This window comes from Moorena sp. SIO1G6, from assembly GCF_010672795.1.
In the GTDB taxonomy this organism is placed as follows: domain Bacteria; phylum Cyanobacteriota; class Cyanobacteriia; order Cyanobacteriales; family Coleofasciculaceae; genus Moorena; species Moorena producens.
The window spans coordinates 15,393-36,043 of sequence record NZ_JAAHFZ010000022.1 but is presented as its reverse complement, the minus strand read 5'-3'; the positions used below and the strand labels follow the sequence as shown (position 1 = coordinate 36,043).

At 44.5% G+C, this 20,651-nt stretch carries 17 protein-coding genes; 12 read left to right on the top strand and 5 right to left on the bottom strand.

From position 1 onward, the window contains the following. Window positions 1-12: 12 nt before the first annotated feature. Together clpP and tig are read right to left on the bottom strand one after the other, a co-directional pair. A complete protein-coding gene (gene clpP, locus F6K63_RS20770) occupies window positions 13-705 on the bottom strand; it encodes an ATP-dependent Clp endopeptidase proteolytic subunit ClpP (protein WP_008185759.1) in 693 nt (230 codons plus the stop codon). A gap of 314 nt (window positions 706-1,019) precedes the next feature. Further along, window positions 1,020-2,456, bottom strand: coding sequence for a trigger factor (gene tig / locus F6K63_RS20765; protein WP_287313036.1), 1,437 nt, complete (start codon window positions 2,454-2,456; stop codon window positions 1,020-1,022). Between the two features lie 1,101 nt (window positions 2,457-3,557). On the opposite strand from tig, the gene F6K63_RS20760 reads away from it, so the two are divergent. The 8 genes from F6K63_RS20760 (at window position 3,558) to F6K63_RS20725 (ending at window position 11,871) form a co-directional block, all read left to right on the top strand. Continuing rightward, window positions 3,558-4,595, top strand: a complete 1,038-nt coding sequence (locus F6K63_RS20760; protein WP_044493596.1) for an aspartate-semialdehyde dehydrogenase — start codon at window positions 3,558-3,560, stop codon at window positions 4,593-4,595. A 143-nt stretch (window positions 4,596-4,738) separates the two neighbouring features. After that, a complete protein-coding gene (gene dapA, locus F6K63_RS20755; protein WP_044493598.1) occupies window positions 4,739-5,623 on the top strand; it encodes a 4-hydroxy-tetrahydrodipicolinate synthase in 885 nt (294 codons plus the stop codon). A gap of 350 nt (window positions 5,624-5,973) precedes the next feature. Beyond that, window positions 5,974-7,734: a ribonuclease J gene (locus F6K63_RS20750; RefSeq protein ID WP_008185769.1), complete on the top strand. Its 1,761-nt coding sequence runs from the start codon at window positions 5,974-5,976 to the stop codon at window positions 7,732-7,734. A 905-nt stretch (window positions 7,735-8,639) separates the two neighbouring features. Further along, window positions 8,640-9,017 (top strand): Mo-dependent nitrogenase C-terminal domain-containing protein, encoded by a 378-nt coding sequence (locus tag F6K63_RS20745; protein WP_008185771.1) that lies wholly within the window; start codon window positions 8,640-8,642, stop codon window positions 9,015-9,017. Between the two features lie 60 nt (window positions 9,018-9,077). Beyond that, window positions 9,078-9,848, top strand: a complete 771-nt coding sequence (locus F6K63_RS20740; RefSeq protein WP_008185773.1) for a hypothetical protein — start codon at window positions 9,078-9,080, stop codon at window positions 9,846-9,848. Between the two features lie 158 nt (window positions 9,849-10,006). Continuing rightward, window positions 10,007-10,258, top strand: coding sequence for a hypothetical protein (locus F6K63_RS20735; protein WP_008185775.1), 252 nt, complete (start codon window positions 10,007-10,009; stop codon window positions 10,256-10,258). 54 nt (window positions 10,259-10,312) lie between these two features. Beyond that, the gene (gene mltA, locus F6K63_RS20730; RefSeq protein ID WP_287313035.1) at window positions 10,313-11,488 is read left to right on the top strand and encodes a murein transglycosylase A; all 1,176 of its coding nucleotides are present in this window, start codon (window positions 10,313-10,315) and stop codon (window positions 11,486-11,488) included. 164 nt (window positions 11,489-11,652) lie between these two features. After that, complete coding sequence (locus F6K63_RS20725; protein ID WP_008185779.1) at window positions 11,653-11,871, top strand: hypothetical protein; 219 nt, start codon at window positions 11,653-11,655, stop codon at window positions 11,869-11,871. On the opposite strand, the gene F6K63_RS20720 is transcribed toward F6K63_RS20725, so the two are convergent. Next, a complete protein-coding gene (locus tag F6K63_RS20720; protein WP_008185781.1) occupies window positions 11,868-13,514 on the bottom strand; it encodes an ABC transporter substrate-binding protein in 1,647 nt (548 codons plus the stop codon). The genes F6K63_RS20725 and F6K63_RS20720 overlap by 4 nt on opposite strands. Window positions 13,515-14,072: 558 nt before the next feature. On the opposite strand from F6K63_RS20720, the gene F6K63_RS20715 reads away from it, so the two are divergent. The 3 genes from F6K63_RS20715 (at window position 14,073) to F6K63_RS20705 (ending at window position 18,023) form a co-directional block, all read left to right on the top strand. Next, window positions 14,073-15,239 carry a DUF6745 domain-containing protein gene (locus F6K63_RS20715; protein ID WP_008185782.1) on the top strand — a complete coding sequence of 389 codons (1,167 nt, stop codon included), beginning with the start codon at window positions 14,073-14,075 and terminating at the stop codon, window positions 15,237-15,239. 284 nt (window positions 15,240-15,523) lie between these two features. Next, complete coding sequence (locus F6K63_RS20710; protein WP_287313052.1) at window positions 15,524-16,318, top strand: RNA methyltransferase; 795 nt, start codon at window positions 15,524-15,526, stop codon at window positions 16,316-16,318. A gap of 232 nt (window positions 16,319-16,550) precedes the next feature. Continuing rightward, a complete protein-coding gene (locus tag F6K63_RS20705) occupies window positions 16,551-18,023 on the top strand; it encodes a serine hydrolase (RefSeq protein WP_287313034.1) in 1,473 nt (490 codons plus the stop codon). Between the two features lie 32 nt (window positions 18,024-18,055). On the opposite strand, the gene obgE is transcribed toward F6K63_RS20705, so the two are convergent. Then, the gene (gene obgE, locus F6K63_RS20700; protein ID WP_008185790.1) at window positions 18,056-19,105 is read right to left on the bottom strand and encodes a GTPase ObgE; all 1,050 of its coding nucleotides are present in this window, start codon (window positions 19,103-19,105) and stop codon (window positions 18,056-18,058) included. Between the two features lie 146 nt (window positions 19,106-19,251). Beyond that, window positions 19,252-19,953 (bottom strand): Mo-dependent nitrogenase C-terminal domain-containing protein, encoded by a 702-nt coding sequence (locus tag F6K63_RS20695; protein WP_008185791.1) that lies wholly within the window; start codon window positions 19,951-19,953, stop codon window positions 19,252-19,254. A 135-nt stretch (window positions 19,954-20,088) separates the two neighbouring features. On the opposite strand from F6K63_RS20695, the gene F6K63_RS20690 reads away from it, so the two are divergent. Continuing rightward, on the top strand, window positions 20,089-20,469 hold the full coding sequence (locus F6K63_RS20690; RefSeq protein WP_131827148.1) for an EamA family transporter: 381 nt from the start codon (window positions 20,089-20,091) through the stop codon (window positions 20,467-20,469). Window positions 20,470-20,651 lie beyond the last annotated feature (182 nt).

Sequence of the window (20,651 nt, the reverse complement as noted above, 5' to 3'; positions counted from 1 at the left end):
AGAAGCCTCTTTCTAGATAGAAGCGACAGCTGCTTCCTGGTTAGGAAGATTCTGCCGGGAGATCACCTGGTCAATTAAACCATAGTCTTTAGCTTCCGCCGCTGACATGAAAAAGTCGCGTTCGGTATCTTCGGCAATTTGCTCCACCGGTTGACCGGTGTGATTAGCCAGTAATTGGTTAAGGGTTTGCTTGTGGTATAGAATTTCCCTAGCTTGGATTTCTATATCCACCGCTTGTCCCTGAGCACCGCCTAGGGGCTGGTGAATCATAATCCGAGAATTGGGCAATGCCATCCGTTTACCAGCAGCTCCCCCTGCTAGGAGAAATGCGCCCATACTAGCAGCTAAGCCATAGCAGATGGTAACCACATCAGGGCGCACTTGCTGCATCGTATCATATATTGCCATCCCTGCAGTTACCGAGCCACCTGGGGAGTTGATATACAATTGGATATCCTTTTCCTCGTCTTCAGCTTCTAGGTATAACAGCTGGGCAACAATTGAGTCAGCTACCACATCATCGACCTGGGTTCCCAAAAAGACAATGCGTTCTCGCAGCAGCCGCGAATAAATGTCAAATGCTCGTTCTCCCATTCCAGACTGCTCTACCACCATTGGTACAACAGTACTACTGGAGGTGATTTGGTATTGGTCTAGAGAACTTAAGCTGGTGATTGAGGAATGAGGGGACACAGATTGCAGCATAGGATACAACTCGTCAAGACCTCTCGATTTATTAATAAAGGTGCTATCTAACAAGGGCACGAATAGGCATAAAGTCAAAGTCTCTATAGAAACTATTATGCCTTAACTGTTTGCTTGTTGGTGCAAGAGTTTACGGTTAGAGAGTTGAGGCTTATCTACAAGCCTAAGCTGTTGAGCTAAGGTGTGTTTATTCTAAGCAATCTAAGCTGAGCCTTGGGTTTCAGCCTCAGAATTATGAAAGTTAAATCCGCAACAGCTTAGCCACTCACTACCACTTCCCCTGGGCAAATCACCAACAAGGCCAACTCTAGGATTTACTCAGAAACTGGTTCAGCTGGTACTTCAATGGTCTGGGAAGCCGCATCGGTTGTTTCTAGTTCGGTTACTGTAACGGCCGTGTCTTCTGCTTCAGTTTCTTCTTCTTCGGTGATGGTTCCTTTGGGAACCAGCTCTATAGTACCGTGATCTTCTAACCATTTAATGGCTTTGAGTTTGAGCAAATCGGACTCGACGAATTCCCTCAGCCGATCCGGATCTACCTCTTGACCAGCCAACTCCTTCATCAATTCTTTACTTTTCGCTTCTATTTCCGACTCTTCAACGGTTAGGGATTCACGTGTAGCTATTTCCTTAAGGGCTAGGGATTGTCGGAGGCTTTGGATGGCATCAGGACGTGATCTTTCTCGCAGCTGTGGTAGATTCTCTTCGGTAAACAGCCTTTTGACATCCATTCCCAACTGTTGCATCTGGATCGCTGTTTGGGTCAAAATTGTTTGGAGTTCCTGGTCAATTAGCGTTTCAGGCAAGTCAACTTCAACCTTTTCCAGGAGAGCGTTGATTAAAGCCTCCTCCTTGCTGGCTTGCGTTTCTTGATCAGCTTTTTCCTGAAACTCCTGCTGTAAATATTCCCGTAACTCTGCCAAGGTTTCTTTATCACTAACTTCTTGAGCGAAGTCGTCATCTAACTCTGGCAGCTCTTTTTCCTTGATTTCTTTTAGGGTGATGCTAAAGACCGACGACTTGCCAGCTAAATCTTCTAGGGGGTAATCTTCAGGAAACGTTACTGGTACTTCTTTATTCTGATCAGGATTCATACCAACGATGCCTTGAAGAATGTCCTCTAGGAACTTGCCTTCCCCAAGTTCAATTTCAAAATCCTTAGCCTCACCGTTAGGTATTACTGAGCCTTCATCCTCTTCGCTATCACCAGTAAATCGACCGACATAATCCACCACGACCACATCTCCCATCTGAGCTGGGCGTGATTCCACTGGTACTAGGGTAGCCTGCTCAACACGCCGTTCTTCGAGAAAATTCTCGACGGCATCCGGTTCAACCTTAGTTTCCTCAGCTGTCACACTTAAGCCATTGTATTCCCCTAAATTAACCAATGGTGGCACATCGACCGATGCGGTGAAGGTTAGGGGTTCCCCTGGTTTGAACTGGCTGAGCAAATCTTCTAAGGTAGAGGTTAAATTATAGTTCCCTAGTGCCTCAATTTGGGCTTGCTCAATCGCCTGCTTTAGACTACTGTCTAGCAACTCTTCGATGGCAGCAGCTTTTACCTGTTGGGCACCAAGACGTTGTAGCAAAACCTGACGGGGTACCTTACCTTGGCGAAACCCAGGAATTTTGACGGTGCGGGAAAGGTTCTGTAAAACCTTTTCATAGGCTTGTTTGGTCGTTTCAGCCGGAATTTCAATTTTCAGACCAACCTGGCTAGCGGGAAGTTTTTCCTGAGTTACTTTCATTGACGCTTGGGTGTGAAGAGTTAATTGTTTAATGAGTCGGGACAGTGGATAATCAACCAGGCTGAATCAAAGATTCGACCTGGGGACTCCTATATTACTTTAGGTGTTGCCTGCTTCGACCAACAAAATTCACCAAAAAGATTTACATTGTTTCAGCCAAGGTATTTATCCACATGCACTAGTTGCCCTAGCCGACGCGCCATCAGGGGGTTTGGCAACAAAGTCGCTAGCCACGAATTTCTCAAGGGGTTTGAGTCAAAACGCCGATCTCCAAAGGAGTAGAGGTGAACATTAACCGTTATCGAGTATCGATACCAGGGTAAGCGCAAGAATCAATAAGCCGTGGCTTATTGACAAAAACACCGCGTCATTCTCAACAAATTAACTCTATTGCGAGTAAAGTTCTACGAGATTATAGGGGTTTCGAGCGACGCTCAACCGATATCCAGCCAATGCACATTATGAGCCATTTTTTCTTGCGCTTACCCTGGTATCGATACAGATGGACAACCTCTACTTCGGATTGAACTAGACGGGAGAATCCAAAGCAATTATGGTATGCTGATCCTAACAACCAGTAAAGCGTGAAGCACATCTACCAGTTCCTTTACGGCAGTAGACAGAACTATCTATAGGTGGTTACTACAGCCTTTAAGCCAGCTCTTAGTCGATCAGAGCTTTTTAAGTGTACCTAACACGCCAGTCGATGACTCTGGCCCGGGCTAAATAGGGCAGTGTGAGCGATTACACTCGCGCTAATTGATAAGTTTATTATTTATGTGGTAATTCCAGGCATTTTATTAAGACGCCAAGGGAAGATAGGGAACAGGGTAAGGCCAAGAATCAATAAGGAGGCATTATTATCAACAATATTGAGACAAAAGTGCAATAGTACTGAGAATCAAGGCTTATTATGGTCATAACCCTTGGGCCATATCACATTTTGGATCAATTTTTATTGCGCTTACCCTGCTATAGCGAACCGTTATCAGAGGTTAAATACCTAGTAAGGGAAAAAAAATTTAGATACTCTTAAAGAATGCACTGATGAAATTATCAAAATATTTACTATGTTGAATTGAATGAGTGGAGGAAAGTCATTTGTCTAGTCAAGTTCGCGTTGCCATCTTAGGCGCAACGGGTGCCGTAGGTGAAGAACTACGGTTACTCTTGCAAAGCCGAAACTTCCCACTGGCTGACCTTAAGCTGTTAGCCTCACCCCGCTCTGCTGGTCGTGTCATCCCCTTTCAGGGAGAAAAGTTACCAGTGGAAGCGGTGGGAGAGCACTCTTTTGATAAGGTAGATTTGGTCTTAGCATCAGCTGGGGGGGCAACGTCGAAAGCTTGGGCGGCTATTGCTGTAAAAAGTGGTGCAGTGGTCATTGATAACTCCAGTGCCTTTCGGATGGATCCACAAGTGCCTCTAGTGATTCCGGAAATCAATCCAGAGGCAGCAGCAAATCATCAAGGAATTATTGCGAATCCCAATTGCACTACGATTTTAATGGGTATGGCAGTATGGCCATTACATCAGGTACAGCCAGTAAAACGCATAGTGGTAGCTACTTATCAATCCGCTAGTGGTGCTGGAATGAAAGCAATGGAAGAATTAAAATTACAGACTCAGGCAATTTTGGAAGGAGGAACGCCACCAACAGAAAGCTTTCCTTATCCCCTGGCATTTAACTTGTTCCCCCACAACTCCCCTTTAAATGAGCAGGGGTACTGTCAGGAAGAAATGAAGATGGTCAATGAAACCCGCAAAATATTTAATGCTCCACAGTTAAAAATTAGTGCTACCTGTGTACGGGTTCCCGTACTGCGTGCTCACTCAGAAGCAGTTAACTTAGAATTCGACCAACCCATGCCAGTGGCTCAGGCAAGAGAAATATTAGCCACTGCCCCTGGAGTAAAACTAGTAGAAGATTGGCAGGCGAACTACTTCCCTATGCCTATTGATGCGTCCGGTAATGACGAAGTACTAGTGGGTAGGATTCGACAAGACCTTTCTCACCCTTGTGGTCTAGAAATTTGGTTGAGTGGAGACCAGATTCGTAAGGGTGCTGCCTTGAATGCAGTGCAAATTGCTGAGTTATTGGTAGCCAAAAATTGGCTAAAGTCCTTAGTCCCTAGTTCTTAGTCCTTTGTCGGGTTTTGTCAAAAGTCCTTTGTCGCTCGCAAAAAGTATTCTGGCACAGAAGCTACACCAATGACTAATGAATAATGACTAATGAATAATGACCAATGACCAATGACCAATAATTAATGAGGAGTTAGAAAAGGGTGGTCAATTTTGGACGTGTGCTAACGGCGATGATTACGCCGTTTAGGGAAGATAGCAGCGTCAATTATGCTGTGGCAGAGCACTTAGCAGCTCATTTGGTTGACAATGGGACAGATACTTTGGTCGTATGTGGTACGACTGGGGAATCTCCTACCCTTACCTGGGATGAAGAGTACCAGCTATTCCAAGTAGTCCAAAAAGCAGTTGCAGGTAAAGCCAAGGTAATTGTTGGAACGGGTTCAAATTCTACAGAAGAAGCGATCGCTGCTACTGAAAAAGCTGCTAAACTAGGGTTAGATGGATCATTACAAGTTGTACCGTATTACAATAAACCGCCACAGTCAGGACTATACCAACATTTCCAAGCGATCGCAAAATCGAGTCCTGACTTTCCCCTGATGCTCTACAATGTACCGGGTCGCACAGGACAAAATCTCCAACCGGAGACGATTGCTCGTTTAGCCCAAATTCCTAATATCGTAGCTCTCAAAGAGGCTAGTAGCGACTTTGAACAGACTAGTCAAATTAGGCGTTTAACCCCACCAGATTTTGCCATCTATTCTGGCGATGACTCCTTTACCCTAGCCACCCTGGCACTAGGAGGAGCAGGTGTAGTTAGTGTAGCCAGTCATCTGGTTGGCTCCCAAATCCAACAGATGATTCAAGCTTTTGAGGAGGGTAAAACTACCGAGGCTACTCAAATTCACCTCAAGCTTTTTCCCTTATTTAAAGTACTCTTTTGTACTACCAATCCTATCCCGATCAAAACAGCACTAGAACTTCAAGGTTGGCAGGTGGGTAGTTTTCGCTCACCCCTGTGCGAACTACCCTCTGAATTAAAATCCCGTTTAAAGGAGGTTCTAATTGAGCTGGATTTAATTTAAATCAGTACTCATTTTTTGGTAACAATTACCTTTGATCAGATCTATCTTCGCTTTGTAAGGGAGGAAAGATGAATGACTGCTTAGCGAAGACTATGTTAGGGATTGCGAGGGAGATTAGTTAGCTATAAAGGGTTGATTGAATTTTGGCTTCCTTTATCCCGAATTTTTTACTATTTTTTTATTTTATATTATTTTATTTCCTATTATTTTCACGTTTATTTGCTAATAATGATTTTAGCATAAAAAGCTATACATCATTGCTTTATATGTGTAATTTATATCTATATTAAAAAGGTAATTGGTATCACTTTTATCAAATTTTTACTATCAAAAACCCCCCGAGGATTCAAATGACTAAGCAAACATCTAAACCAGCTTTAAAAATTATTCCCCTAGGCGGACTCCATGAAATTGGCAAGAACACTTGTGTTTTTGAATTCAATGACGAAATCCTGCTCTTAGATGCTGGGATTGGCTTTCCTAATGATGAGATGCATGGAATTAATATCGTCCTCCCCGATATGACCTATTTACGGGAAAATCGTCACAAAATCAAGGGCATGATTGTCACTCACGGTCATGAAGACCATATTGGTGGCATTCCCTATCATTTAAAGCAGTTTGATATTCCCGTGATTTATGGACCCCGCTTAGCCATGGCATTACTTCAAGGCAAGCTAGAAGAAGCTGGTGTAGCTGATCACACGGAATTGAAACCTGTAATGCCCCGTGAAACGGTACATATCGGTTCTTCATTCCTTGTAGAATTTATTCGCAACACTCACTCAATTGCTGATAGCTTTACCATTGCCATTCATACGCCAGTGGGTGTGATTATCCATACAGGTGATTTCAAAGTTGACCATACCCCTGTCGATGGAGAATTCTTCGATTTCCAAACACTAGCGGAACATGGGGAAAAAGGGGTCTTGTGCTTGATGAGTGACTCGACTAACGCCGAAGTTCCCGGACATACTCCATCTGAACGTTCGGTTTATCCGAATCTAGAACGGGCCATTGCCCAAGCACCAGGACGAGTCCTAGTGACTACCTTTGCCTCCTCAGTTCACCGGATAAGTATAGTCCTGGATATCGCCCAAAAACAAAACCGGAAGGTGGCAATTGTGGGTCGTTCCATGCTGAATGTGATTGCCCACGCTCGTAGCCTGGGTTACATTAAATGCCCAGATAACTTGTTTGAGCCGTTAAAAGCAATTAAAAATATAGCGCCAGAAAAAATCCTGATTCTGACAACGGGTTCTCAAGGGGAACCGCTAGCCGCAATGACTCGGATTTCTAAAGGGGAACACCGGGAAATTCAAATCCAAGCAGGGGACACAGTTGTCTTCTCTGCCAACCCCATTCCTGGTAATACGATTGCGGTGGTGAATACCATTGATCGGTTAATGAAGCTGGGAGCCAATGTAGTGTATGGTCGTAAGCATGGCATTCATGTTTCTGGTCACGGTGCTCAGGAAGACCATAAACTGATGTTGGCTCTAACACGACCAAAATTCTTTATGCCGGTGCATGGTGAACATCGGATGCTAGTTAAACATGCCTTGATGGCTCATAGTATGGGTATCCCTGTGGAAAATACTGTGATTACCGACAATGGGGATGTAGTGGAGTTATCTGAGGACAGCATTAGTATTACAGGTAATGTCCCCTCAGGTATTGAACTGGTAGACCGCACTGGTATTGTTCATGACAATGTTATGAAAGAACGTCAGCAGTTGGCTGGAGATGGAGTAGTGACTGTAGCTGCAGCAATCAGTTGGGATGGCAAACTCCTTGCCAAGCCAGAAATTCATCTGCGGGGTGTGGTCTCACCGTTAGAAACATCCCTCCTGCAACAGTTGGTGATCAAAAGAATTGAACGGACATTAAGCGATCGCTGGTCAGATTTTGATAAATCCTTGACAGGGAAACCGACGGAAATTGATTGGGAAGGCTTGCAAAAGCAAATTCAAGCTGACCTCCAGCGTTTAGCTCGCCGGGAACTCAGAAGTCGTCCGCTGTTGGTGTTCTTGCTGCAAACCCCAGAGGAACCACCAGTTAAGGTCACAGGTACACGACGTCGGCGCTCTACTGCCAAGGTGGCATCATAAGCAGAAGGGTGAAGGTTCGCCCTTGGCGTCCTTTTTGCCTTATTTTCGTTCTTAATTCCCAAAAAGACTGACTTCAACACTCAGGAAACAACTCAATGTTGAAGTCAGTCTTTTTTTTTATGACATTAGATTCACTGATGAGTTATTCTAATCAGTGTGATGAGTTATTCTAATCAGTGTGATTACTCAATCCCTATTGCCAAATTGCCAAAGTTCCGTAAGACTGACCAAGCTTGGTCATTACGGATCTTGGCAGCATATCAGTAGATGCAGTTAATTACACAGATAAGCTAGTTTCACAGATAAGCTGGTACACACTAAACTGATCTATTGGAATTGATCACAGCTTGTTGGCAGTTGATCCTTAACCCTTAACAGTCAACTATGCTTTAAGCGCGCTACTGGAAAAGCTGCGCTTGCCAGTTATCAACTCTGATGCCCCTGTAGCGAAGGAGCTGAGGCTGGATTACTAAACCAAAAGCTCAGTTTATGTCCCTCGGAACTATCGCGCACCAATGGCTGCAATTGAGTAGCGTAAATGGGTATTAGCTTACCTGGTTTACACTAACTGCTATCTATAGGATTTTTCCAGGATTTTTCCTGACCTAGCCATGTTTGTGTCGATTGACTATATATATTTAATTCGATTTTAAGATCAGCTGCTGATTTCCAGCGGCGAAGAGACCCTATTCCAATAGTGATAGGGTAAGGACAAAAAAAAGGCGGTATGCCTGTAATAACCACCAATATCGGCTCTCCTCAGGCAGAGGGGGGGGTGTTATCTTGCTCTGGCAAGATATGCATAAAAATGATCCTCTGTCAATCCGGTATGAGAAAGATATCTTGTGTAGTTATATTACAGGCGACTGGATTACCGCCTACTAGTAGTATCACAGGTAAAAGACATGAGTGTATCTGATTATACAATAAGTAAGCTAATCATTACAAGCCGGGTTTGGATTAACCCAGGAACAGATTCCTCCAAGGTTACAATTCCTGCCTTACCCGGCAAGACCAGGAAGACTTTTGATCTGCTGGAGTCATTACGGCAGTGGCTGAACCAAATTGAGGTTGATAACCCCAAATTAGCCCACCGTCTCTGCCGACTAATTCCAGCCCAGTGTCCTTTTGAACGGCAGATTAAACTGTTCAATCGCACTCTACTTCGGATTCCACCATTGTGTAAACTCAATCCTGTCTATGATGAAGTGGTAGCCCTGCGCTTCCGAGCACTGTCTTATCTGGCGGATGAATGTGGTGAAGATATCACCTGTTACTGCTAAAATTCCGAAACGAGAATTTTAGCTGCGGGCGTCGGGAAACCGTGCCTATTAGAAAACATCATGGCCATTATTGCCCTAAAAGCCTGGTATCTCCAGAAATACGAACCCATCAAAGAATTGGAGAAACGCCACCATGACCTGCGTTTGAGCAAAAATAGTTTGCTTAAGTCAGGCTTAAGAGCAGATTTTTTGGATGATAGCCAGGATGTGAAAAACTCTGAATGGTTTAAGCGCTACCTAGCAGGGGAAACGGTGGAGTTCTACATAGAAGGTAGTGGGGGCTATGCCATTTCCAATATTGACTTGATTTCTCACGAGATTTACTTCACGAAGCGAGAGGTAATGGCACAACTGTCGCCAATAATCTTTGTGAGTTACCAGACTGAATACAGTGCCTCTAGTGAGGCTTTGCGTAGCACCCTGTCAGATACCCTAGACACCTTTAATCAGCGATCGCGTTTACCCCTAACCCTAGAAGAATCCCGACGCCCAATTGGTCAACCAATGCGCCTGGGGAGTACCCAGATGCGTAAAATCCGCAAAAGTCTGGTATTCATTGCTGATGGCACCCCGGTGGCTGGTCTAGCAACGGAAAACAAACCCTTACTTATCCCTAGTCCCTATGTTTGTGTGGAAATCGGCTATGCTTTAACGGCTAAGCCGACGGAACAGATTTTGCTGGTGAAAATGGAGCGACCAGATTTACCAGGACAGTTTCCTTTTGATCTGCCTAGCTACCAGCAGCTGATCTACCAAAGTCCACAGGAACTGCGCCAAATGTTGCCAACGGTGATGGAAAATTTGCTGAAACGGTTTAATTTATCAATCTAAGTAATCTGTAAATCTCAAGCAAGACTGGTGGATAAAGGACAAAGGAGGTGTAAGGGGATTTGGTGTATTGGGAATCCCTTTGAACTTGGAGCAATGACTTTTTGCCTTCCCCTTCAAGGTCGCTGATAATAGTTGGGATGGATTAAGGAGAATTTTCGATGCCAAGAACCCCAGACGAGTACGCTGTTCACATTCTTTTGTCAAGTGGTCACCGGGAAGAAGTACGGTTTGCCACAATTAAAGAGTTTCAAAAGTGGTATAGTGGCGAACTTATCCCAAAATCTAACTCTGAAGACTTCATTAGCGTACCCATTAAAAATGTTCAAGGGGAGTACATGGTAGTACGTCCTGCTCGGATCGCTGCTATCCGGGTGGAACCTATTTTCTCTGGTAGCGTCGAACGTTTTTAATGCAGCTTGACTGCTTTGACTCGGCAATAGCTGGTGATTGAATTCTTGGCAAGTATGAGAAAAACTCTAACTAGGATTTCCCTGACCATAGGAATAGCCATCCTACCGATTAGTGGTGCTGCAGTTGCTAGTGTTCCGCTGCAAGCGGTTCAACTAGAGACTGTTCAGTTCAATCAGGATCCATTGGGTTTAGATGAACAGCTTTGGAAGCGTCCTGGTGGTAAGTCAGGGGACTGGCGAGCCATGTTGAGGGCGATAGACAATAGCTTGCGTTATCTGAAAACCCCTAGTGCGGCTAAGGCTTACCAAAACTATTCCGTACCAGGAGTAACTCGCGATCGCGTCCGCCGTTCTCTAGTCCGTTTCCGCCAACTCCTGATCAAGTCCCCTACTCCTAAAGCGCTGCAAGCAGCCATCCAACAAGAGTTTGTCTTTTACAAGAGTGTGGGGAAGGACAATCAGGGAACTGTTGGGTTCACGGGTTATTTTGAGCCAGTGTATGCTGGGAGTCGCACACCTAGTGCTGAGTATCGCTATCCCCTTTACCGACTACCTTCTGATTTCCAACGTTGGCAAAAACCTCACCCAACCCGTGCGGCATTGGAAGGATGGGATGGTTTAGGGAAAAATAGCCCACTACGAGGGAAAGAACTAGTTTGGTTACGCGATCGCTTAGAGGCGTTTTTGGTTCACGTTCAGGGTTCAGCGCGAGTTAGAATGCCGGATGGCACCTTGATGAGCGTGGGCTATGCCGGTAAGACGAGTCATCCCTACACTAGTATCGGGGGACAACTGGTTAACGATGGCAAGATGGAGCTAGAAGGGCTAACCCTGCCTGCGGTGATCGATTATTTCCGCACTTCACCGACGGAACTGAGTCAATATTTACCCCGCAATAAAAGTTTTGTGTTCTTTCGGGAAACCAGGGGGGCACCTGCTACCGGTAGTCTTGGTTTGCCAGTAATGGCTGAGCGCTCGATTGCTACCGATAAATCTATCATGCCTCCAGGAGCCTTGGCCCTTATCCAGACTAGTATCCCTTATCCCAATGCTGTAGGTCAGTTGGAATCTAGGCTAGTCAGTCGCTATGTGTTGGATCAGGATACTGGTAGTGCGATTAAAGGGCCGGGTCGAGTGGATATATTTATGGGTACTGGTAAATTAGCAGGTAATCGGGCAGGGCTGATTAATGATACGGGAGAGTTATACTATTTGTTGCTGAAAAATTAAGACCTCAAAATAGGCGTCAAGCTTTACCTATAAACTTTAATTATAAAACTATACATAAAACTATACATAAAATTATAAATAAAACTATATTCGAAAACACACCTGATCACCTACATTACCCGTTGAAACTGAGAAGAAAGGCTAAAAAAACGAGGTAGGTCAATATGAGTCGTTTTCAAGGGTCAAACCAAAATTATTTCAGTCAGCTTGATGTGGTTGCTGTGATGTTTTTCAGTTCTTTTGTACTTGGCTTTATTCCTATTAATATTGGTTTTAACCAAAACTTACCAGTTAATGAAGATTTTGTCAATCCAACAGAAGTAGAACTTTGGGGGGTTGAACTTTCCCCCGGCTTAAAGCACGGGGGCAGCCCGTTAACCTAATTTCCCTTATCAATCTCCCACAGTGGCAATTGTTGAATTGGGTCTAACTGGACATTCTTTAACCCTGACTGGGCAAAAGCATATTCCTTTGGTTGCCATAAGGGTATTAAGGGTACATCCTTTGCTAACAGTTCTTGGATCTCAGCAAAAATCTGCTTTCGAGCGGCTGGATCTGATTCCTGACGCTGTTGCTGAATCAGTTTATTGATGCGATCGCTATAGTAAAAGGATCCTTGAGAACGACTGGCTCCGGCTTCACACCCTTTCCCTTCCGAACCTTTAGTACAACTGACTAAGGGCTGAATAAAGTTATCGGGGTCAGAAAAGTCAGGATACCAATCGACTAAAGCACTCTGATAAACTCCCTTACCTAGATTGCCAAAGAAATTCGCTGACTCCACAGTTTGGGGCTGGATTTCCACAATTCCCCCAAGTTCCTGGGCAGCATATTCTTTCAGAAGACTCGCAAGTTGTTGCCGGGTTGCTGAACCTGAGGAATACCAAATTTCTAATGTCAACGGATTGTCTTTAGTAAATCCCGCTTTGGCTAGCAGTTCTTTGGCTTTGGCAATATTACCGTCACCGTAGGCGTCTTTAAAGGTGGGCTTGGAGACATCAAAGCTAGTGGGAATGATACTAAAGGCTGGTGCAGCTTGGTTTCTTAGCACCCGGTCGTTGATCAGTTTACGATTAACAATCGCAGCGATCGCTTGTCTGACTTCTGGTTTATCCAAGGGTGCCATCTGAGTATTGAGCACCATGTAGTTAATATTATTGCTGGGAGATTCTATGACTTGCCAACCACCAGAAGCTGCTCCTTTTTGCAAACTGAGGATTTGATCGGGATCTAAACTTTGATAACCAATGTCTACAGCACCGGTCTTGATGGAATTGAATAAATTAGCCGAATTGGTGAGGATTTGAACGTTTAATCCCTGATTGGGGGGTTTTTTACCCCAATATTCTTCAAACACATCTAGGCGAATCCCATTAGGACTAAACTTGACTAGCTTATAAGGACCAGTGCCTACAAATTTGGTCGGTTCAAATTTACCACTACCAATTTCATAGGCATTGGGGGAAACAGCACAGGTTCCAGAAAAAGCTAACAGTGCTGGAAAGGCAGCGAAGGGATTTTTGATTTTAATCGTCAGTTCGTACTCTCCAGAGGGTTCAATCGAATCTACCAAACCTTCCAGTAGAGAAGAGGGCTTGCCACCATTTTCGATAAACCGACGCAAGGAAAATGCCATGGCTTCAGCGTTAAATGGGGTGTTATCATGAAAGACTACACCTTGGCGTAGGGGAATGGTATAAGTTAAGCCATCCTTGCTGATGGTAGGCATAGCAGTTGCCAGTTGTGGCACTAATTCTGAGGTACCCAGCTTGTAGGTATAAAGGCGATCGCCTAAGCTGTAATGGATGTTACTAGCTGCTAGTTCGTAGGCATCGGCTGGATCGAGGGTTCTCGGTTTTAGGGTAGTACCGATGGTGAGTCTATTACTGTTACTGGTGATGGAGGAACCTGTCTGTTGATTGCTCGGAGAACCACCACAACTAATAATTAGGAAACAGCTACAGAGGAATAAAGCTAGGAATTTGGTAGTTGACCAGTGTTTGCGGGATAGGGTAAACCAGTTCATGCTTTGGTAATTGTGATTAGCGACGAGTAATTTCTTATCGTAGCTATCTTATAACCAATTTCAAAAAATCTAGCGTTGTAGAATACAGCGATGATTGATCGAGAGGGGGGTTCTTCCGTAATTAGTATGCTAATTTAGCCTAAAAAATAAACTATCAAAATATCAAAGCTATATAACGTAGTAGGTTTATTTAATTTAACTTATTATTTTAGCAGAAAATGTACCGAATAGCCATATTATTTAATCCTCAATCCTAAGCAGTCAAACACAAGCTGATAGCTGTTCGCGTAGCGTGCGCGTAGCGCATTACCTAAGAGCTTACCTAATACCTGAGAGCTTACCTAATTTGTGAATAATTGTTACAAAAAAACCTACTTTAGTATAAAAACACCCAGCTTAACCTGAATAACTAATTAGATCCCATAACTCCTAGCTAACTACCGTTGGATGAAAACACTTCCCCACTTACTACACTCAGCACTCAGCACTCAGCACTCAGCACTCAGCACTATTGTCAAATCGGGATTAAATGGGAATATAAAACACAGATATAGCGATATGTGGCAACCCAACATAAAACATCTTACCCCAGAGCAAGAGACTTTAATTTCATTTTATCAAGAAAAATGGCACAACTTATCTTTTTTAACTGGAGTTATTGATCGTCACGAAGCAACACTAGCCATAAACGCTGCCTATACAGCCATTGGCAAACCAGTACCAGATATTGTTTTTTGTGATAGCCCTTACGGTTTTTTTAAAATTATCCTGAACCAACTCCAGCAACACATTGACAGCCAACTAGAGAGTAAACTCCAGCCACGACTAGAGAGTCAATTAATCAGTCAACTACGGCAACATCTCAACACCCAACTCGGCAAAGAACTCCAACAAGAGCTACTCTACCAACTCGGGCAAAAGCTTAACATTAAACGGATTAGCCGTCAACTTGAAGAGAAACTGTGGCAACCCTTGGACACGTCCATGGGAACCCAACTACACAGGCAATTGCAAAACCAATTGTTATATGAACTAGATACCTCAAAAGTTAGCCAACAGCGAATTCGACTGGGCTTGCAAGTACTTGAACAACTTGGGACTGAATTGAGACTATTCATGTCACCCTTATACTGGAGTATTTACAGTAGTCGGTTTGACTTTTATATTTCCGTCTTAAATTGCCCTCACCATCAAACCACATGGCAAATATTCCAATCCCTAGCCAAACACTGTAGTTGGATGTTCCCATTTGAAAACATCTGCTTCGTTTGCGATCGCCCAACCAAGCTCTCCTTTGACACTCAACACCGCCTTCATAGAGAAGGACAGCCAGCCATGGAGTTTGCCGATGGATTCAGCTTATACTCTTATCATGGCGTGAAATTACCAGAAAAATACGGTAAAGTCAACCCCAAGCAGTGGCAAGCTGGGTGGCTTTTAGAAGAACCCAACGCTGAACTTAGGCGAGTCCTGATTGAGGGGATTGGTTACGCCCGAATTTGCCAAGACCTAGAAGCACAGCGATTAGATTCCTGGGAAGAATACACCCTATTAAAAATTAATAACGATATCGATATCGAGCCAATTTTTCTACTCAAGATGACTTGTCCTAGCACCAACTTTGTTCACATTATGCGAGTGCCGCCTCATGTAGAATCAGCCCGTGAGGCAATTCGCTGGGTAAATTGGAATACTGATCCAGAGGAATTTTTAGTCCAGACTTGAGTCCAACTCAGGTTAATATCAAGTGGTTAATACCAAAGTTGCCTTCAAACATAGCACCATTCCCATCACCAGGGATAAGAGGGAGCAGGACTTACGGAACGACTCTAAGGGACTCTAGCTGTAGGGTGCCTTAATAACGCAGCCTACAACATCAGCGCGTTTGTTGCCCAGTTTGGCGTAAGTCTTGAACTTGCACAAATGGTGCAACTGTTTTGTGGTTGAAGGGTGACCTTCAACCTACCCAACAAGGGACGCCTGGGCAAGAACAACCTTCAACCTTGAAAATGTATATGGGAGTCAGGATTGTTTTAGTAGAACCCGCTGGTCCATTGAATGTGGGTTCTGTAGCACGAGTGATGAAAAATATGGGGTTATCGCAGCTCGTGCTAGTGAATCCTCAGTGTGACCATCTCAGCCAAGACGCACAGCAGATGGCAGTGCACGGGGTAGATATCTTAGAAAAAGCCCAAGTCGTAGCAACCATACCAGATGGCTTAGTCGGGTGTCAAAGAGCGATCGCAACCACTGCTCGTAGCCGCGCCATTCCTACTACTCTCGAACATCCCAGAACCGCCTTACCCTGGTTATTGTCAGCTGGCGTAACCTCTGCCCTAATTTTTGGCCCTGAATATAGGGGATTGAGCAATGATGAACTCAATCATGCTCAGCGGTTTGTGCGTATTCCCACTAGTTCCACCTATCCAGCCTTAAACCTAGCCCAAGCCGTAACAGTCTGCTGTTATGAACTTTATCAATATCAACTTTATCAAAGTACACACCAGCCATCACCGGTCCCAAGTCAACCCTTATCCTCCGCTCCCCCCTACCAAGATTCTGCTCCTTTGGACCTGATAGAACGCTACTCTAACCATCTAGAAGCCCTATTATTGAAAATTGGTTATCTTTATCCCCATACCAAAGCAGCACGGATGGAAAAGCTGCGACGTCTATTAAACCGAGCAACCCCCACCACAGAAGAGATCAACATGCTCAGAGGAATGGTCCGCCAGGTAGAATGGGCGCTACAATTTTTGCCAAAGTCTGGGGTAGATGATCCATCAAAACCAAACCAGTCCTAAAATAGGCTTGCATAGGTTCTATTGGAGGTGTGATAGATGGGCGCTTCAACTGTTGATACTAGATCAAAACTCTGTAATCGGAAGACTCAAGAAAAACTGAAAGGGAACCTTGATAGCGCTACATTCATTAAAGTTCTCTCCCTTATGATTAGACCATACTCAGAAAATTCCGAGAACTAGCAGATTGTTTCGGGTTTTATGTATCTGGTAAACCTCAGCCTAAGATTCAGCAGTGGAAAAACAACAGAAACCAACCTCCTCCCGCCGCCGCCCGCGTCGCCACGTTAGCAAACAGCCACAAACTAAGGACATTAAACCCTCCAAATCCCAACCAAAACAGAAAGCGCGCCGCCAAAGCTCATCCGCAAAATCACATAAATCTCGGTCAACCCCGCCACCTACCCCCCGTACCCGTGCTCGTCTATCCCGTTCACCAAACCCTTCTACAATTCGCTCCAGTCAATCCCAACTGAGGGTAGCATACCGAACACCCCATTTACCAAACCTTCGTAGAAGAGTCAATCCCTTTGCCACACCAGCGTCCTCATCCTTGCCCACCATAACCAATGCTCGTAATCCAATTCGGCAACGTCCTCAGCCACAATTGGTTGCTGATTTATCCTCTAAATCCTCCAAACCAAGCCGAATAAAGGCTAGCCTACCCCTCCCCAATCCCCTAAATCATCAATCTGTACAAATTCGGAGAACTCGCCGAGAACGCCGTTCCGAAAACTCCTCTACCCGGCTTTGGATTTTGATTATCCGTTTGCTGATTGTAGGAATTGGTCTCGGAGCGATCGCAGGTACCGTATTATCCAGCTTGGGTACTGCTAGCCAACCATCTACCAAAACCACAGACAATGCTCCCATTGAAGTCCAGCAGAGTTTGAGTCAGACAATTAGTTCTCAATTGACACCCCTGCTGCTGAACAAATCTCCCTTACAAAAACAAATTCAAACTCTAGTAAAGCAACACCCCCAATTGCAACCGGGAATCTTCATCCATGATCTTGATACCGGTGCTTTCCTAGAATCAAATAGCCGTCTAATTTTTCCTGCTGCTAGCACCATTAAGTTACCAATTCTAATTGCTTTCTTTCAGGATGTAGATGCAGGCAAAGTTTTATTAGATGAATATATAACCATGAAACCAGAGATGATTGCTGGTGGTTCTGGAAACATGCAATATCAAAAACCAGGCAAACAGTACAAAGCTCTGGAAGTAGCCACCAAAATGATCACCATTAGTGATAACACGGCTACGAATATGCTGATTGAACGTCTTGGTGGCATCGAAGTTCTCAATCAACGATTCCGCTCTTGGGGTTTGAAAAAAACTGTACTGCGCAACCCCCTACCAGATTTGCCAGGAACAAACACCACTAGCCCAAGAGAACTAGCTAGTTTGATTTTTAACCTTGAGCAAGGTAAGTGGATTTCTCCCCAATCTCGTACTGACCTGATCGATATCATGATCCAAACTAAGACCAACACCTTATTACCCCAAGGACTAGGTAATGGTGCCACCATTGCCCACAAAACTGGCACCCTTGGCCGACTACTGGCCGATGTAGGTTTGGTAAAAATGCCCAACGGCAAGCGTTACATTATCTCTGTAATGGTCAAACGCCCCTTTAATGATGCCAGTGCCGAAAAACTGATTCGCACCATTTCTCGACAAGTCTATGACTACTTTAATAATTAGCCATTAATAATTAGTCATTTCTTAATTACCGGTTAAACCTTGACAGTTGACTGTGGAAGGTTGACTGTTGTCTTTGAGCAATCTGCCACTGACAACTGATCTAGAGATTGCCAGATTTTCGATAACAAAGCATCCAAGCCGATTTTAGCAACAGCTGAAATCGAAAAAACTGGTACCTGAGTAAGCTGATTTAGGTAAGTAGAAACCTCTTCGATCATGTCTTGATCAACCGCATCTACTTTATTAAGGGCAAGAATTTGGGGACGCTCTGGCAATTCTCTGCCATAGGCTTGTAACTCCTGTTGAATGGTTTGATAATCAGCAATCGGATCAGCAGCAGTAATATCAATCAAATGCAGTAACAAGCGAGTGCGTTCGATATGACGTAGGAAGTCGTGACCGAGACCAATACCTTGATGAGCTCCAGCAATCAACCCAGGAATGTCAGCAAATACAGTACCATCCCCAGTTGGTTTACGAACCACACCTAAATTCGGAATCAAAGTGGTAAAGGGGTAATTGGCTATCTTGGGTCGTGCCGCTGAGAGTGCTGAAATCAGAGTAGACTTACCAGCATTAGGTAGACCAATAATGCCCACCTCCGCCAGTAACTTCAACTCTAAGCGTAACCTCAATTGCTCTCCTGGTAGTCCAGGTAACGCATGCTCTGGTGCGCGATTGTGATTACTCAGGAAATGCCGATTTCCCAAACCTCCTTTACCACCCTTGGCAACACAAAGCATTTGCCGAGGTTGCACCAAATCCCCCAGCATTTCTCCCGTGTCAGCATTGTAAACAACCGTGCCACAGGGAACTTCAATAATGCGATCGCTACCATTTTTTCCCGTCCGATTATTAGGGCCTCCCCGACCCCCATTCTCAGCTCGAAAGCAATGGGCGTATTTAAAATCTAGCAACGTTTGCAGGTGCTCTATAGCATTCAAAATCACGCTACCCCCCCGACCACCATTACCCCCCGCCGGTCCTCCAGCAGGAACATACTTTTCCCGCCGAAACGCCACAATTCCATCGCCCCCGTTACCAGCGACAACTTCAATTTCTGCTTGGTCGATAAATTGCATAATTAGTTCTTAGTCCTTAGTGTTTTCTTGACACCAGTCAGTTGACCCCATTCTCCTTAATCAATCTAACTACGAATGACCAATGACTAATGACTAGTCACCAATGACTAATGACTAATCACCAATCACCAATTACCAATCACCACTTATAAATAAGATGAAACATCTTCACCACAATCATCGGCTAAATAAGATAAAGCCCGGAAGCGCAAGCCGACTAACTGATCATAGAGAGGATTAAGCTTACACATCGGTGGGATGTGGACGATTTTGTGATTAAATAGCTTCACGTCCCGTTCAAACGGACACTGAGCAGGAATCAGTTTGCACATAAATCGAGCAACACGTGGGTCATTAACATCCATACCATCTAACCAATCCCGTACTGGCTGTAGAATATCCGAATGGGGATGGTCAGAACTTCCTGGTTCTTGAGCTAACGCATCAGCAGAATCCCTTTGCTCAGTTGCCTTATCGTCATAAAGAGTTACCTGCAGTGATTCAAGAGCCTCAACCTTATGACCTAGTGCTTCACAGAACTGGTCTAGAACATCAGCTTCAGTCGCAGAGTACACCCCATCTGCCAAGGCTACCATTACAGCAGTTCGTAGAAAATTCTCTGCCGTTGTGTTATCCTTACCTAAAGCTGCTGCCAGTTCTTCAGGAGTAATCGGTTGATCAAAAGACTGCAAATCAGTACCAGGAGCCAATGTCTCCTGGGTGATTTGAGCCATAACCTCTTGTTCTTCAGGGTCAAAGTGACCATCAGCCCAGGCAACGGCAAATAAACCCCGCAGCCAAGCTGAAATCTGTTCTTCGGTGTAGGTAGCAGTGCTGGAAGTAGCCATAAATACTTAAAATCAATCTCCTAACACTATTTTAGGAGCAATCACAATAACTTAAGCTCCTGAAGGTTGAAGCCTATAGCATCAAACTAGCAATCGGATTAAGAAGCATCGACCACTTGTAATTCTGAGATATTCGTGAATCTAGCAGAATTTAGTCTTTTCTTAATGTCAGTCCTAACCAGTGCTACTGGACAGTTCTTGCTCAAAACTGGAGCCGAAAAGCTGGAAAAAGTTAACGCTAGCAATTGGCTAGATCAGATTTTCAGTATACCCAAGACCCCAGAAATTATAGCAGGGCTAAGTTGTTATGGTTTAGGGGCACTGGCATACATTTTGTTGCTGACGCGGGTAAATCTCAGCGTTGCTGGTCCTTCAGTATCCTTGACTTACGTCTTCTCCGTACTGATGGGCTATTTTTTCTTTAAGGAAACCATCCCCGTTAGCCGTGCCGTGGGGTTGGGTTTGATTATCTGCGGTGTAATGTTGGTAATTTGGAAAAAATCAGTTAGTCATTAGTCATTTGTCAAGACTATGGATGTAAGCCTCTTGTTTACCCGGCTTTTTTAGGGGGGTAATGGGGGGATACCATCCAACCATACAAGCCTTTTACCTACTCAGGACTTACCCACTCAGATCTGTAAAATCAGATCTGTAAAACTGCTGTAATTCCCTATTCCCGGTTCTTTCCAGAGCCGAAG

Coding starts and splice junctions, on each gene's coding strand:
- clpP (WP_008185759.1), bottom strand. CDS start 705: ATGCTGCAATCTGTGTCCCCTCATTCCTCAATCACCAGCTTAAGTTCT.
- tig (WP_287313036.1), bottom strand. CDS start 2,456: ATGAAAGTAACTCAGGAAAAACTTCCCGCTAGCCAGGTTGGTCTGAAA.
- F6K63_RS20750 (WP_008185769.1), top strand. CDS start 5,974: ATGACTAAGCAAACATCTAAACCAGCTTTAAAAATTATTCCCCTAGGC.
- F6K63_RS20745 (WP_008185771.1), top strand. CDS start 8,640: ATGAGTGTATCTGATTATACAATAAGTAAGCTAATCATTACAAGCCGG.
- F6K63_RS20740 (WP_008185773.1), top strand. CDS start 9,078: ATGGCCATTATTGCCCTAAAAGCCTGGTATCTCCAGAAATACGAACCC.
- F6K63_RS20735 (WP_008185775.1), top strand. CDS start 10,007: ATGCCAAGAACCCCAGACGAGTACGCTGTTCACATTCTTTTGTCAAGT.
- mltA (WP_287313035.1), top strand. CDS start 10,313: ATGAGAAAAACTCTAACTAGGATTTCCCTGACCATAGGAATAGCCATC.
- F6K63_RS20725 (WP_008185779.1), top strand. CDS start 11,653: ATGAGTCGTTTTCAAGGGTCAAACCAAAATTATTTCAGTCAGCTTGAT.
- F6K63_RS20720 (WP_008185781.1), bottom strand. CDS start 13,514: ATGAACTGGTTTACCCTATCCCGCAAACACTGGTCAACTACCAAATTC.
- F6K63_RS20715 (WP_008185782.1), top strand. CDS start 14,073: ATGTGGCAACCCAACATAAAACATCTTACCCCAGAGCAAGAGACTTTA.
- F6K63_RS20710 (WP_287313052.1), top strand. CDS start 15,524: ATGTATATGGGAGTCAGGATTGTTTTAGTAGAACCCGCTGGTCCATTG.
- obgE (WP_008185790.1), bottom strand. CDS start 19,105: ATGCAATTTATCGACCAAGCAGAAATTGAAGTTGTCGCTGGTAACGGG.
- F6K63_RS20695 (WP_008185791.1), bottom strand. CDS start 19,953: ATGGCTACTTCCAGCACTGCTACCTACACCGAAGAACAGATTTCAGCT.